General features: G+C 69.2%; 15 protein-coding genes. 6 read left to right on the top strand and 9 right to left on the bottom strand.

Annotation, left to right across the window (positions count from 1 at the left end; translation table 11 throughout):
* Window positions 1–30: 30 nt before the first annotated feature.
* From KBY67_RS02580 to hisF, 5 genes are all read right to left on the bottom strand, one after another.
* A complete protein-coding gene (locus KBY67_RS02580; RefSeq protein WP_255108408.1) occupies window positions 31–210 on the bottom strand; it encodes a hypothetical protein in 180 nt (59 codons plus the stop codon).
* Entirely contained in the window at window positions 207–1,085 is an 879-nt protein-coding gene (gene glyQ / locus KBY67_RS02575) for a glycine--tRNA ligase subunit alpha (RefSeq protein ID WP_255108406.1), read from the bottom strand. The genes KBY67_RS02580 and glyQ overlap by 4 nt, the downstream gene beginning before the upstream one ends.
* 79 nt (window positions 1,086–1,164) lie before the next feature.
* The gene (gene ubiE, locus KBY67_RS02570) at window positions 1,165–1,878 is read right to left on the bottom strand and encodes a bifunctional demethylmenaquinone methyltransferase/2-methoxy-6-polyprenyl-1,4-benzoquinol methylase UbiE (RefSeq protein ID WP_255108404.1); all 714 of its coding nucleotides are present in this window, start codon (window positions 1,876–1,878) and stop codon (window positions 1,165–1,167) included.
* A gap of 24 nt (window positions 1,879–1,902) precedes the next feature.
* Window positions 1,903–2,247, bottom strand: a complete 345-nt coding sequence (locus KBY67_RS02565; RefSeq protein ID WP_255108402.1) for a hypothetical protein — start codon at window positions 2,245–2,247, stop codon at window positions 1,903–1,905.
* A gap of 98 nt (window positions 2,248–2,345) precedes the next feature.
* Window positions 2,346–3,134 carry an imidazole glycerol phosphate synthase subunit HisF gene (gene hisF, locus KBY67_RS02560; RefSeq protein ID WP_255108400.1) on the bottom strand — a complete coding sequence of 263 codons (789 nt, stop codon included), beginning with the start codon at window positions 3,132–3,134 and terminating at the stop codon, window positions 2,346–2,348.
* A 45-nt stretch (window positions 3,135–3,179) separates the two neighbouring features.
* On the opposite strand from hisF, the gene KBY67_RS02555 reads away from it, so the two are divergent.
* Genes KBY67_RS02555 through KBY67_RS02545 form a run of 3 tightly spaced genes read left to right on the top strand, consistent with a single transcriptional unit; the run spans window position 3,180 to window position 6,545 of the window.
* A complete protein-coding gene (locus KBY67_RS02555; protein ID WP_255108398.1) occupies window positions 3,180–3,413 on the top strand; it encodes a DUF2862 domain-containing protein in 234 nt (77 codons plus the stop codon).
* A gap of 2 nt (window positions 3,414–3,415) precedes the next feature.
* Window positions 3,416–4,402, top strand: a complete 987-nt coding sequence (chlG, locus tag KBY67_RS02550) for a chlorophyll synthase ChlG (RefSeq protein WP_255108396.1) — start codon at window positions 3,416–3,418, stop codon at window positions 4,400–4,402.
* A gap of 7 nt (window positions 4,403–4,409) precedes the next feature.
* Window positions 4,410–6,545, top strand: coding sequence for a transglycosylase domain-containing protein (locus tag KBY67_RS02545; protein ID WP_399213763.1), 2,136 nt, complete (start codon window positions 4,410–4,412; stop codon window positions 6,543–6,545).
* Window positions 6,546–6,564: 19 nt separating this feature from the next.
* Here the strand turns inward: KBY67_RS02545 and KBY67_RS02540 are convergent, their stop codons facing one another.
* Window positions 6,565–7,947, bottom strand: a complete 1,383-nt coding sequence (locus KBY67_RS02540; protein ID WP_255108394.1) for a 16S rRNA (cytosine(967)-C(5))-methyltransferase — start codon at window positions 7,945–7,947, stop codon at window positions 6,565–6,567.
* Window positions 7,944–8,282, bottom strand: coding sequence for an MGMT family protein (locus tag KBY67_RS02535; RefSeq protein ID WP_255108392.1), 339 nt, complete (start codon window positions 8,280–8,282; stop codon window positions 7,944–7,946). The genes KBY67_RS02540 and KBY67_RS02535 overlap by 4 nt, the downstream gene beginning before the upstream one ends.
* Window positions 8,283–8,411: 129 nt before the next feature.
* Between KBY67_RS02535 and KBY67_RS02530 the strand changes: the two genes are divergently transcribed.
* Together KBY67_RS02530 and trmH are read left to right on the top strand one after the other, a co-directional pair.
* Window positions 8,412–9,518, top strand: coding sequence for a S1C family serine protease (locus KBY67_RS02530; RefSeq protein WP_255108390.1), 1,107 nt, complete (start codon window positions 8,412–8,414; stop codon window positions 9,516–9,518).
* Between the two features lie 43 nt (window positions 9,519–9,561).
* On the top strand, window positions 9,562–10,251 hold the full coding sequence (trmH, locus tag KBY67_RS02525) for a tRNA (guanosine(18)-2'-O)-methyltransferase TrmH (RefSeq protein ID WP_255108388.1): 690 nt from the start codon (window positions 9,562–9,564) through the stop codon (window positions 10,249–10,251).
* Window positions 10,252–10,293: 42 nt separating this feature from the next.
* On the opposite strand, the gene KBY67_RS02520 is transcribed toward trmH, so the two are convergent.
* Complete coding sequence (locus KBY67_RS02520; protein WP_255108386.1) at window positions 10,294–10,554, bottom strand: hypothetical protein; 261 nt, start codon at window positions 10,552–10,554, stop codon at window positions 10,294–10,296.
* Between the two features lie 437 nt (window positions 10,555–10,991).
* On the opposite strand from KBY67_RS02520, the gene KBY67_RS14730 reads away from it, so the two are divergent.
* On the top strand, window positions 10,992–11,435 hold the full coding sequence (locus KBY67_RS14730; RefSeq protein ID WP_315855541.1) for a prepilin-type N-terminal cleavage/methylation domain-containing protein: 444 nt from the start codon (window positions 10,992–10,994) through the stop codon (window positions 11,433–11,435).
* A gap of 69 nt (window positions 11,436–11,504) precedes the next feature.
* Here KBY67_RS14730 and KBY67_RS02510 read toward each other — a convergent pair whose 3' ends face one another.
* The gene (locus KBY67_RS02510; protein ID WP_399213784.1) at window positions 11,505–12,323 is read right to left on the bottom strand and encodes an ABC transporter permease; all 819 of its coding nucleotides are present in this window, start codon (window positions 12,321–12,323) and stop codon (window positions 11,505–11,507) included.
* Between the last annotated feature and the right edge of the window lie 129 nt (window positions 12,324–12,452).

The raw sequence follows: 12,452 nt of genomic DNA, 5'->3' as shown, positions 1-12,452 counted from the left end.
AAGGGTTCCCCACTCAGGGGGCCATGGTCGTCAGCCGGGCAGGTTGAGCATCAATTCACAGAGCTGGGGGCTGGGCAACTCCTGACCCAGCAGCGGAGCCACAAGTGCGGCCAGCGGCCGCAGCCGGCAGGGCCAGATCGCCCGCTCCGTGAGCCGGCCCGCCTGGAAGCTGCCGGCGATCAGCACCACCGCCAGCAGGGTGCGTTTCACCTGAGGGGCGCCGCCAGCAGGGGAAAGCCCAGGGCGCGGCGCTCCTCCAGCCAGGCCTCGGCCACCTGCCGCGCCAGATGACGGATGCGGCCGATGGTGGCGGTGCGCTCGGTCACGGAGATCACGCCGCGGGCCTCCAGCAGGTTGAAGGTGTGGCTGCACTTGAGCACGTAGTCGAGGGCCGGCGCCGGCAGGCCCGCCACCACCAGATCAGCGGCTTCCGCTTCGTAGAGGGCGAAGAGCTGCTGCAGGCGATCCGGGTTGGAGGCCTCGAAGTTGTAGGTGCACTGGCCCTTCTCGGAGGCCAGCCAGAGGTCGCCGTAGCTGCGCTGGCCATTCCAGCTCAGGTCCCAGATGCTCTCCACGTCCTGGAGGTACATGGCCAGTCGCTCGAGGCCATAGGTGATCTCGATCGACACCGGCCGGCAGTCAAGCCCGCCGCACTGCTGGAAATAGGTGAACTGGGTGACCTCCATGCCATCGAGCCACACCTCCCAGCCCACCCCCCAGGCGCCGAGGGTGGGCGACTCCCAGTTGTCTTCGACGAAACGGATATCGTGGTCGCGCTGGCGGATGCCGAGGGCTTCGAGCGAAGCCAGGTAGGTCTCCTGGATGCCGTTGGGGGAGGGCTTGATCAGTACCTGGTACTGGAAATAGTGCTGGGCGCGGTTGGGGTTGTCGCCGTAGCGGCCATCGGTGGGGCGGCGGCAGGGTTCGGGGTAGGCCACGGCCCAGGGCTCGGGGCCGATCGCCCGCAGCACTGTGTGCGGACTCATCGTGCCGGCGCCCTTTTCGGTGTCGTAGGGCTGCAGCAGCAAGCAGCCCTGGTGGGCCCAGAAGCTGTTCAAGGTGGCGATGATGTCCTGGAAATGCATGGGGGAGGAGGGGTCGCCACCGACGGCGGGCATTCTCCCGTGTGGCAGTTCCAGCTGGCGGCGCGGCGGGCCGCTGCCCTCAGGCCAGCAGCTGCAGCAGGCCCATCTGGCCGGCGGCCAGGGGCCGGTGGCGCACCCAGCTGAAGCCCGCCCGGCGCGCCAGCCGCTCCTGCTCGGCGCCGCTGGGAAAGCGCTCCAGGCTGGCTTCCAGGTAGGCGTACTGCTCGGGCAGATCGAACAGGCGGGCGGTGGGCACCACCAGCCGGCGCAGGTAGAGGCGCTGGAAGGCCGCAGCCAGCGCACCGGCCGGGGCGCTGGGGTCGGGGCGGTTGAAATCCAGCACCGCCGCCCGGCCGCCGGGGCGCAGCAGGCGACGCAACTCCCTCAGCCCCTCAGCCGGATCGGCCAGGTTGCGCAGCCCGTAGGCCATCACTGCCCCATCGAACGACTGGGACGGCAGCCCGCTGGCCAGGGCATCCCCCTGGCGCCACTGCAGCGGCAGCCAGGGCTGGCGGGCGGCGCGGGCCGCCGCCACCTGCAGGGGAGCAGCAGCGGCATCGAGGCCGAGCACCTGACCGCTGGGTCGCACCTTCCCGGCCAGAACAAGGGCGAGATCACCGGTGCCGCAGCAGAGATCGATCAGGCACTGGCCAGGCCGGGGGCGCAACCACAGGGCCGCCTGGCGCTTCCAGAGGCGGTGCAGACCGAAGGAGAGCCAGTCGTTGAGCTGGTCATAGCGAGGGGCGATGGCCTCGAACAGCTCGCGCACCGCCTGGGGATCACCGGGCTTCAACGATGGAAAGGGAGCGGGGAACGCTCAGGACAATCGCAGGTCGGGGCAGCGAGCGGGATCCACCAGGCAATCGAGGGAGCCCTCCCAGGGCAGGTTGATCGCATCGAGGCTGACGCCCGGTCCCTCGACGGGCTGGGGCAACCAGAGGGCGCGGCTGGAGATGCGGTTGGGGCCGGTGAGGGTGAGCACCATCACGGTGGCCAGGCCCACGGCGGCGGAGCAGACCATGCAGCCGGCCAGCATCAACGAGAACTCGCGGCGATCGCTGGCGGCCTGCATCAGCTGCAGGGCCCAGGCCACCAGCGCCACAACGAAAGCCACCATCAGCAGGCCGAGGGCGGTGGAGAGAGGCGGCTGCAGGGCCGGCACGGCGGGGGGAAGCGGTGGAAAGCCTGACGAAGGCCTGGTGATCAATGTAACGAGCCGTTGCGAGCGGTCGCGATCAGGGATCAGCCCGCCAACAGCGATCAGGCCGCGAGCAACGATTCAGCCTCCAGGGGCCGCAGCTCCAGGCCCCGCGCCAGCAGATCCGCCTTGATCGCCTGCACCGTCAGCACGCCGTCGTGGAGCAGGGAGGCCAGCAGCGCCGCTGAAGCCTTGCCCTGGCCGAGGGCGGCGGCGATGTGATCGATGCTGCCGGCACCGCCGGAGGCGATCACGGGCACCTCCACCGCCTCGGCCACGGCGCGGGTGAGCTCCAGGTCGTAGCCGGCCTGGGTGCCGTCGCCATCCATGGAGGTGAGCAGGATCTCGCCGGAACCGAGGGCCACCGCCCGCTTGGCCCAGGCCACGGCATCGAGGCCGGTGTTCTGGCGGCCGCCTTTGACAAACACGTCCCAGCCGAAGCCATCGCTGCGGCGGCGAGCATCGATGGCCACGACGATGCACTGGCAGCCGAAGCGGCGGGCACCCTCGCTGATCAGCTCCGGCCGCGCCACCGCCGAGGAGTTGAGGCTCACCTTGTCGGCACCGGCCCGCAGCAGCTCGGTGACACCCTCCACAGCACTGATGCCGCCGCCGACGGTGAAGGGGATGGTGACGGCCTCGGCGGTGCGGCGCACCAGATCCACCAGGGTGCCGCGGCCCTGGTGGCTGGCGGCGATGTCGAGAAAGACCAACTCATCGGCGCCGGCGGCGTCGTAGCGGCAGGCGAGCTCCACGGGATCACCGGCATCGCGCAGGCCGACGAAATTAACCCCCTTGACCACACGGCCGTCGGCCACATCGAGGCAGGGAATGATGCGCCGGGCCACCATGGTCTCGCTGTTAAGGTTGCGCCACCCGATCCAGTCGCGCCGGTCATGTCCCAGGCTGCCACCTCAGGCCCCTCGAGCGCCGTAACGATCGGTTCGAAGGTGCGGATCACGCGAGTGCGTGACCAGATCCCCGCCGAGCTGGTGGAAACCCTGCAGAGCGATGCCACCGGCACCGTCCGTGATTTCAAGATGACCGACGGCAGCGGCATCGGCGTGGTGGTGGAACTGGCCAACGGCAGCACCGGCTGGTTCTTCGACGACGAAATCGCCGCGGTCTGAATTTGAGCGACGCTCCCGACCCCAGCACCAGCGGCGGCGGCGGCGCCCGTCAGCTGCTCGGCATGAAAGGTGCCAGCGGCACCAGTTCGATGTGGAAGCTGCGCCTGCAGCTGATGAAGCCGGTCACCTGGATCCCCCTGATCTGGGGTGTGATCTGCGGCGCGGCGGCATCCGGAAACTTCCACTGGACCGTGCCCCAGGTGGGCGCCTCGCTGGCCTGCATGGTGATGAGTGGCCCGCTGCTGGCTGGCTACACCCAGACGATCAACGACTACTACGACCGCGAAATCGACGCGATCAACGAGCCCTATCGGCCGATCCCCTCCGGTGCCATCTCCCTGCCGCAGGTGAAGCTGCAGATCTGGGTGCTGCTGATCGCGGGGCTGGCGGTGGCCTGGGGGCTCGACCTCTGGGCCGGCCACAGCACGCCGGTGGTGCTGCTGCTGGCCCTGGGGGGTTCATTCGTGAGCTTCATCTATTCAGCACCGCCGCTGAAGCTGAAGCAGAACGGCTGGCTGGGCAACTACGCCCTCGGCGCCAGCTACATCGCCCTGCCCTGGTGGGCCGGTCAGGCGCTGTTCGGCCAGCTCACCTGGGCCACGGCCCTGCTCACCCTCGCCTACAGCCTGGCGGGCCTGGGTATCGCCGTGGTCAATGATTTCAAGAGCGTGGAGGGCGACCGGGCCCTGGGGCTGCAGAGCCTGCCGGTGGTGTTCGGGATCCAGAGAGCCAGCTGGATCAGTGCCGCCATGATCGACCTGTTTCAGCTGGCGATGGTGGCGGTGCTGATCGCCATCGGCCAGAACTTCGCGGCGGTGCTGCTGGTGCTGCTGATCATTCCCCAGATCACCTTCCAGGACATCTGGCTGCTGCGCGATCCGGTGGCCTTTGATGTCAAGTATCAGGCGAGCGCCCAGCCCTTTTTGGTGCTGGGGATGTTGGTCACGGCGCTGGCGATCGGCCACAGCAGCCTGACCGTGGGGATGTGAAGAAGCCGTGAACAAACGCCGGCTGCGCTTGCTGGTGCTGGTGGGCGTCACCCTGACGGCTGGGGGGGTCATGGCCCTGGGGGTCAATGCCCTGGTGAAGGGGGTGGACAGCCTGCTGCCGGACGCGCGCCGGATCAGCACCTTCAACCGTCCGGGCACGGTGACGATCCTCTCGGCCGACGGCGAGGTGCTGCAGAAGCTGGGACCGGCCACCCGCGAGAAAGTGCCCAGCGGCCAGATGCCGGAGCTGGTGAAGGAGGCCTTCGTGGCCGCCGAAGACCGCCGCTTCTATCAGCACGGCGGCGTGGACCCCACCGGCATCGCCCGGGCGATGATGCGCAACCTCAGCCGGGGCTCGGTGGAGGAGGGGGCGAGCACGATCACCCAACAGCTGGCGCGCACGGTGTTCCTCAGCCAGGACCGCACGCTGATCCGCAAGCTGAAGGAAGCGGCCCTGGCCGGAAAGCTTGAGCGCCAGCTGACCAAGCAGCAGATCCTCGAGCAATACCTCAACTATGTGTATCTGGGCTCCAGCGCCTACGGCGTGGCCGATGCCGCCTGGATCTACTTCTCCAAGACCCCCGACCAGCTGACACTGCCTGAAGCGGCCCTGATCGCGGGGCTGCCGCCGGCCCCCTCGGTGTATTCACCGCTGGTGAATCCGGAGCTGGCCCTGCAGCGCCGCAGCCTGGTGCTGGAGCGGATGAAGGAGGCCGGTTTCATCGATGCGGGGGAACTGGCCGAGGCCAAGGGCTCAGCGCTGCAGCTCAAGCCCGCCCTGCCCAAATACTGGAACAGCCGCGCCCCCTTCTTCACCGGCTGGGTGGCGCAGGAGCTGCCGAAGGTGCTGAGCGCCGAGCAGCTGGAAGTGGGCGGCCTGACGATCCGCAGCAGCCTGAACATGGCCTGGCAGGAGGAAGGCCAGAAGGTGATCGATGGCAGCGCGTACGGCGGCCTGGAGGGTGCCCTGGTGACGGTGGAGCCGGGCACGGGCCTGGTGCGGGCAATGGTGGGCGGCAAGGATTACAGCAAGAGCCAGTTCAACCGCGCCACCCAGGCCCTGCGTTCACCGGGCTCCACCTTCAAACTTTTTGTGTACCTCTCCGCCCTGAAGGCCGGCATGAAGCCGGAGGACACGGTGCTAGATGCCAAGCGCTGCTTCGCGGGCTACTGCCCCAAGAACTTCGGCGACCGCTATCTGGGGCAGGTGTCGCTGGCCACAGCCCTGCAGAACTCGCTCAACACCGTGGCAGTGAGCCTGCTGCAGCAGGTGGGCTTCGACAAGGTGATCGCCACGGCCCAGAGTCTGGGAATCACGCGGGAGCTGGGGCGCTTCTACCCGATGGCCCTCGGCGCCTACGAGCAGACGGTGCTGGACATGACCACGGCCTACGCGGCGGTGATCAACCGCGGGGTGTATGTGCCAGCCACGCCGTTCGAGGAGATCAACGGCCCCAATGGCGAGCTGCTCTGGAGCCGGCGGGTGGATGGCGACAAGGGGCGGCGGGCGGTGGACAGCCCCATCGCCGACGCCATGGTGTGGATGCTGCAGCGGGTGGTGAGTGGCGGCACCGGCGGGGCGGCCTCCCTGGGCGATCGGCCGGTGGCGGGGAAAACGGGCACCTCGGAGGGGGCCCGTGACCTCTGGTTCATTGGCGGCATTCCCCAACTCACCACCGGCATCTGGCTGGGCTACGACAACAACCGCGAGACCGGCAGTGACAGCGGCGCTGCCGCCGCGGCCTGGGGCCGCTACATGGCGGTGGTGGTGAAGGACCTGCCGGTGCTCCAGTTCCCGCCCAAGCCGGTGCTCACGGGCACGTTCAAACCCACCAAGCAGGCCAAATCCACCTTCCAGCCGGGGCGCCCCAGCGACCTGCCCACCCCTGGGGAAGACCGCAACTCGCCGGAGCCCTCTCAGGTGGCGCCGCCAAGCGAGCGCGGGCAGGATCTGCCGCCGCTGCCGGACCTGCCGAAACTGCCAGCCCCGAGCCAGGCGCCCCGTGGCGGTGAGCCCCAGGCGGCACCGGCACCGGTGACGCCACCGCCGCAGGGGAACCCCTCCTTCCCGGTGGCGCCACCGCCCGTGGCCCCTCCGCCGATGGCTCCCCCACCACCGGTGGCGCCGCCGCCGGTTCCCTGAAACCGCCCCGCTCGCCCCTTCAGGCGGGAGCCTGCAGCACCGCGGCGTAGAAGCCATCGCCACTGGGGGCCGCCGGCCAGTGCTGCTTCTGCGACAGCAGCAGCCAGCCGGGATGCTGCGCCAGGAAGCCGGCGATCAGGTCACTGTTTTCGCTGGGGTGCACGGTGCAGGTGGCGTACACCAGCCGGCCGCCGGGCACCAACAGCGGCAGCATCGCCTCCAGCAGGGAGCGCTGCAGGGCCACCAGCTCCGTGATGCTGGCGGGGGTGATGCGCCAGCGGGCATCGGGGTGGCGGGCCAGGGTGCCCAGTCCCGAGCAGGGGGCATCCAGCAGGATGCGATCAAAGGGCGGGCCAGCGCTGGCGCCGGCGAGGGCACCAGGGAGGGCGGCATCGGCGGTGAGGGGCTCAATGGCCTGCAGCCCCAGGCGCTGGGCGTTGTCGCGCAGGCGGCGCAGACGGCCTTCGGAGCGATCCACCGCCAGCACGCTGCCGGCATCACCGATCAGCTCCGCCAGATGGGTGCTCTTACCACCGGGGGCGGCACAGGCATCGAGCAGGCGCTCGCCGGGCTGGGGATCGAGCAGGGGGGCGATCGATTGGGCAGTGCGGTCCTGCACGCTCCAGTGGCCTTCGGCGTAGCCGGGCAGGGTGCGCAGATCACCGCTGCGGCCGGCGAGGCTGAGGCCCCAGGGCAGCTCTGGCAGCGGTGTGGCGCTGACGCCAGCGGCGGCGAGGGCCTCGATCACCCCCTCGCGGCTGGCGCGCAGGCGGTTGACGCGCAGATCGAGGGAGGGGGGCTGGTTGGCCGCCACAGCGAAGGCCTCGGCCCCCTCCTGGGGCAACCACTCCAGCAGGCCGGCGGCCAGCCAGGCGGGCAGGGAGCCACGCAGGGCCAGCGAGGCGATGGGATCAGCCGGCAGCGGCAGTGGCTCCCAGGGGGCGGCGCCTGCCGCCAGGGGTTGGCGGCGGCGCAAGCAGGCCCTCAGCAGGCCATTGACCACCGGCGCCAGGCGGGCGAGGCCATCGCGCTTGGCGATTTCAACGGTGGTGCTCACCGCCGCCGAGGGCGGCACCCGGGCGGTGAACAGCAGCTGGTAGAGGCCGAGGTGCAGCAGCCAGCGCAGCGGCGGCGGCTGGCGCTCGGCGCTCACCTTGCCGAGGGCATCGATCCAGCCATCCAGCAGGGCCCGCTGGCGGATGGCGCCGCAGGCCAGCTCCGTGGCCAGGCCGCGATCGGCGGGGGCCAGGGGGGAGCGGCGCAGCTCCCGCTCCAGGGCCAGGTCGGTGTAGGCGCCGGCGGCCACGGCCTGCAGCACCCGCCAGGCCACGCGCCGGGCATCGAGCCCGATAGCGGCGGGGTCTGGAGAGGGCGGGGCGGGGACAGCTGAGGTGGCGCTCAAACGGCGAGGGGCGGCGGCCTCCAGAGATAGCGCCGCAGGGGCAGGCGCCCCTGTTCATCGACGGGAATGCCTTCACTGATCAGCAGCTCCCGCTGCATCCAGTCGCTGCCTTCCCGGGAGAGGCTGAGGCTGATGCAGCCGCGGGCATTGACGATCCGGTGCCAGGGCACCTCCGAGGGCAGGGAGAGGCGGCGCAGGGCCCAGCCCACCTGACGGGCGCAGCCATAGGCACCGATCAGCTCGGCGATCTGGCCGTAGGTGGCGAGCCGGCCGGCGGGCACCAGGGCCACGGCTGCCCACACCCGCTGATCAAAGCCCGGGGAGCCATCAACCATGACAAGGGCTGACCGGGGTGAGCGACGGGAAGATCCTGTCATCAGCGGCTGCGGGCGGACGGTTGGTGCGCACGGCTGGCGGCCATAGAACGGAGTTCAAGCGTTCTTCAGCCCCCACGGGCCACCACGATGCAGAGCAACAGCAGGATCCGCCGCAGTGCCTGGGGGCTGAAGTTGGGGGCCGCCGGTCTGGCCTTCGCGCTCTCGGGCTGCGGCCTGATGCGCGCCACCGCCGAAGTGCCGGCCAACCGGGCCGCGGCCGCCACGCTGCCGGCGCCCGCAGCGAAAACCGCGACTGGGGCGGCGATTGAACCCAGCTCCTGCGCCAGCGGCCGTCAGAGCGCCGAGGAGGTGTTCCGCTCGGCCCGGGAAGGGGTGGCGGTGGTGTCCACGGGCAGCGGCATGGGCAGTGCCTTCGTGGTGGCCCAGCAGGACGGCATGACCTACCTGGCCACCAATTCCCATGTGGTGGATGGCAGCGAGGTGGTGCGGCTGAAGTGGGTGGATGGCAGCAGCGACCGGGCGCGGGTGGTGGCGCGCGGATCGGGCGAGGCGCCCACCAGCGACCTGGCGCTGCTGGCGGTGGAGGGCACCCGCGGCAAGGTGCTGCGCATGCGCGATCAGACCTCGGCGGTGGGCCAGGAGGTGTTCGTAATCGGCGCCCCGAAGGGCCTGGAGTTCAGCCTCAGCCGTGGGGTGGTGAGCAGCCTGCGCGGCAATGAGCAGATCCTGCAGATCGATGCGGCGGTGAACCCGGGCAATTCCGGCGGCCCGGTGCTGGATGCGGGCAACTGCGTGGCGGGCATCGCCACCTTCAAATACGGCGACAGCGAGGGCTTGAACTTCGCGGTGTCGTCGACGGTGGTGCGCGCGTTCCTGGCGCAGCTGCCGACTGGCGCCACAGGCGCTCAAGCGCGCCGGCCTGAGACCGACCCCACCGACGACAAGGTGTGCCTGTTCCGCGCCTCCGGCAGCGTGGAGGAGCAGATCCCCTGCCGCATCAGCCAGGTGAGCGGCCGCAGCGGCGGCACCCTTTACGACCTGGCCTGGGCCGATGGCTCCCGCAACGCCTATGCCTTCTTCAGCGATGGGCGCGTGGCAATCCGCGCCGAAGATGACAGCGGGCAGGCCCAGGAGGACGAGGGCAGTTTCCGCCGCTTCAAGGGGGGCGTGGCGGTGCGCAGCAGCGGTGACAGCCTGGCCTTCATCCCCGATCTTGATCCGGTGCTGAACTGAGGCGCAGCAGGCGGCCTACGGTCGCCCCTGCCGCGCTGCGCCCATGCCCCTGCTGCCCCGCCGCTTCGAGCGGATCCGCGCCGTGCTCGACCGGCGCATGGCCGATCTCACCGTGGTGCTGGAGGCGGTGGACAAGCCCCACAACCTCTCGGCGATCCTGCGCAGCTGCGATGCCGTGGGGGTGCTGGAGGCCCATGTGGTGAGCCTGAAGGGGAGGCCGCGCACGTTCAACAGCACCGCCCAGGGCAGCCAGAAGTGGGTGCCGCTGAGGCCGCACGGCCGGGTGGAGGAGGTGCTGGGGCAGCTCAAGCAGCAGGGCTTCCGGCTCTACGGCACCCAGCTGGGCACCAACGCCGTGGACTACCGCCAGTGCGACTTCCGTGGCCCCACGGCCTTCCTGCTGGGGGCGGAGAAGTGGGGTCTGAGCGAGGCGGCGGCGGCGATGGTGGATCAGCCGCTGTTCATCCCCACCGGCGGCATGGTGCAGTCGCTGAATGTGTCAGTGGCGGCGGCGGTGCTGCTGTTTGAAGCGCTGCGGCAGCGGCAGGCAGCGGGCCTGGTGCCCGAGGCGGGCGAAGGACTGCCGGCAGGAGCACGCCAGGGGCTGCTGTTCGAGTGGGCCTACCCCCAGGTGGCGGAGTGGTGCCGCCGCCAGGGGCGCCCCTACCCCCCGCTTACGGCAGACGGTGAGATCAGCGAGGAGCTGCCCCGCACGCTGAAGCTGCGCTACTGAAGCCAGGCTGCGCCCTGCAGCCACCCGCCCGGCCGATGGGGATCAGAGGAAGGGGATGAGTACGTCGTCGCGATTGGGCAGTGGCGGCGCCGCCTGGCCGCTGTGGGCCCGGGGCAACCACAGCGCAACGCTCACCCCGATGATCTCCAGCAGCAGGGGCCGCGCCACGAACACCACCACCGCCAGGCCGCAGAGGGCAATCAGCCGCTCCAGCAGCCCGATCACGTCGTCGCCATTGGACGTTCCCAGCAACCACAGCAGCGCCGAGGCGGGGAGCAGCAGAAGAATGACCCAGACGGGCATCACGTCACAGAGCACACACACCGTCTTACTCCGCTGCAGCAGTTCGTGTCTGTGGGATTTGAGCGAAGCGGCGCAAATCCATCAACCGTGCAGCTTCAGGCGCCATAGCCAGTGCCAGGCCTGAGCTGAGGCAGCTCACAACACCGGAGCGCAGCCAGGGGACGGCCAGACGTCGAAAAGAGAATCACTTTCCTGATAAAGTGCTAATAAATAGCCAAGAGTTTACTTAAGAATGCCTGATTATTTTACTTTTTTTCTATGGGTTTCCGGTAGACGGTCACGGCCCATCCAAGGGGCCCGCGGCCAATCAGGCTGCTGTGAGCGGAGTTTGCCATGTGCCCGTGGGATGTAATCCCTCAATTGATCAGGCGCAGCCCAACCGTCCATACCCGGCCAAGAGGGGAACGCTGATGGACGTCAACTTGAGACCTCTCGCCATGCGTACCCACACGAGCCTCGCCATCCTTCGTCAACTCAAGCAACGCCGGGCCAGTTCCAACCCGCTCACCAAGGGATTCACCTTGGTGGAGCTGATGATTGTTGTTGCAGTTATCGGCATTCTCTCCGCTGTGGCGCTCCCGCAGTACCTGCAAGCCCGCAATGCAGCCCAAGCGGGAGCGGCCATTGGCGAAGCCCTAGGCCTGGCCAAGGAATGTGCGACCTTCGCCGCTTCAGACATTGGCGGTGTACCCACTCCACCAGCTGCTGCTGGGGTTGCCAATCCAAAACCCTGTGATGCGTCTACCGGTGGCACCTACACAGCACAGTGGACAGCGGGGCCGGTGGGACTTCGCTGTCTCGCTGGAACTTCAACAGCAGCAAACAGCACAGCCACAATCACGATCGATGGGAATGGGACTATCGCCTGTGCCCTCACCTGACAGCCAGCAAGCCGTCGCGGCATCACTTGACGGACTGGCTTAATTGCCGAGAGGCGGTGGGGGACTTCATCAACTTCCACGTCCCCCATCCCCCCCGCTCACCCAGGCCTCCAGACCTTCCCCCAGGAAGGAGAGCCCCAGCACCAGCACGAACATGGCCAGGCCGGGGTAGAGCGCGGTCCACCAGATGCCGGTGGGCAGGGCGGTGAGGGCCTGCTGGAGGTCGCCGCCCCACTCGGGAATGGTTTCCGGCAGGCCGAGGCCGAGGAAACCCAGGCCGCCCAGCACCAGCACCGCATCGGCGGCGTTGAGGGTGAGCAGCACCGGCACCGAGGTGATGACGTTGCGGAACAGATAGCGGCGCAGGATCCAGACCGGACCGGCCCCCAGGGTGCGGGCGGCCTCCACGTAGAGCTCGGCCTTCACCTGGGCCGTCTGGTTGCGCACCACACGGAAGTACTGCGGGATGTAGACCACGCACAGGGCAGCGGTCGCATTGGGCAGGCCACGGCCCAGCAGGAAGGCCAGCACCACCGAGAGCAGCAGCACCGGCAGGGTGTAGAGCGTGTCCATCAGCAGCACCAGCACCCGGTCGAACCAGCCGCCCAGGTAACCGCTGAGCATCCCAAGGGGCACACCGATCACCAGGGCCACCACCAGCGCCAGTAGCACCACCTGCAGCGCCACGGCGGCGCCGGAGAGGGTCCGCACGCAGACGTCGCGCCCGAGCCTGTCGGTGCCGCACCAGTGCTGCAGCGATGGCGTGGAGTAGACGGAATTGTCGAGGCCGGCATTGGGATCCGCCAGCAGCCCCAGGTGGATCAGCAGCGGCGTCAGCAGCGCGATTAACCCGTACACCAGCACGATCACCAGGCCCCAGCGGGCCATGCGGCCGGAGAGGTCGCGGGGACGCCAGCGGCGCAGCAGCCCGGTGCTCAGCGGGGTGGTCATCGGGCGGCGGTCTGGGGCAAGCCCAGTCTGGAGCAGGGGCAGGGAGCTGAACCCTGATTCCTCTCG

The sequence above is a fragment of the Synechococcus sp. RedBA-s genome (assembly GCF_024345495.1).
Lineage (GTDB): Bacteria > Cyanobacteriota > Cyanobacteriia > PCC-6307 > Cyanobiaceae > Regnicoccus_A.
This window is presented reverse-complemented; position numbering and strand designations above follow the sequence as displayed.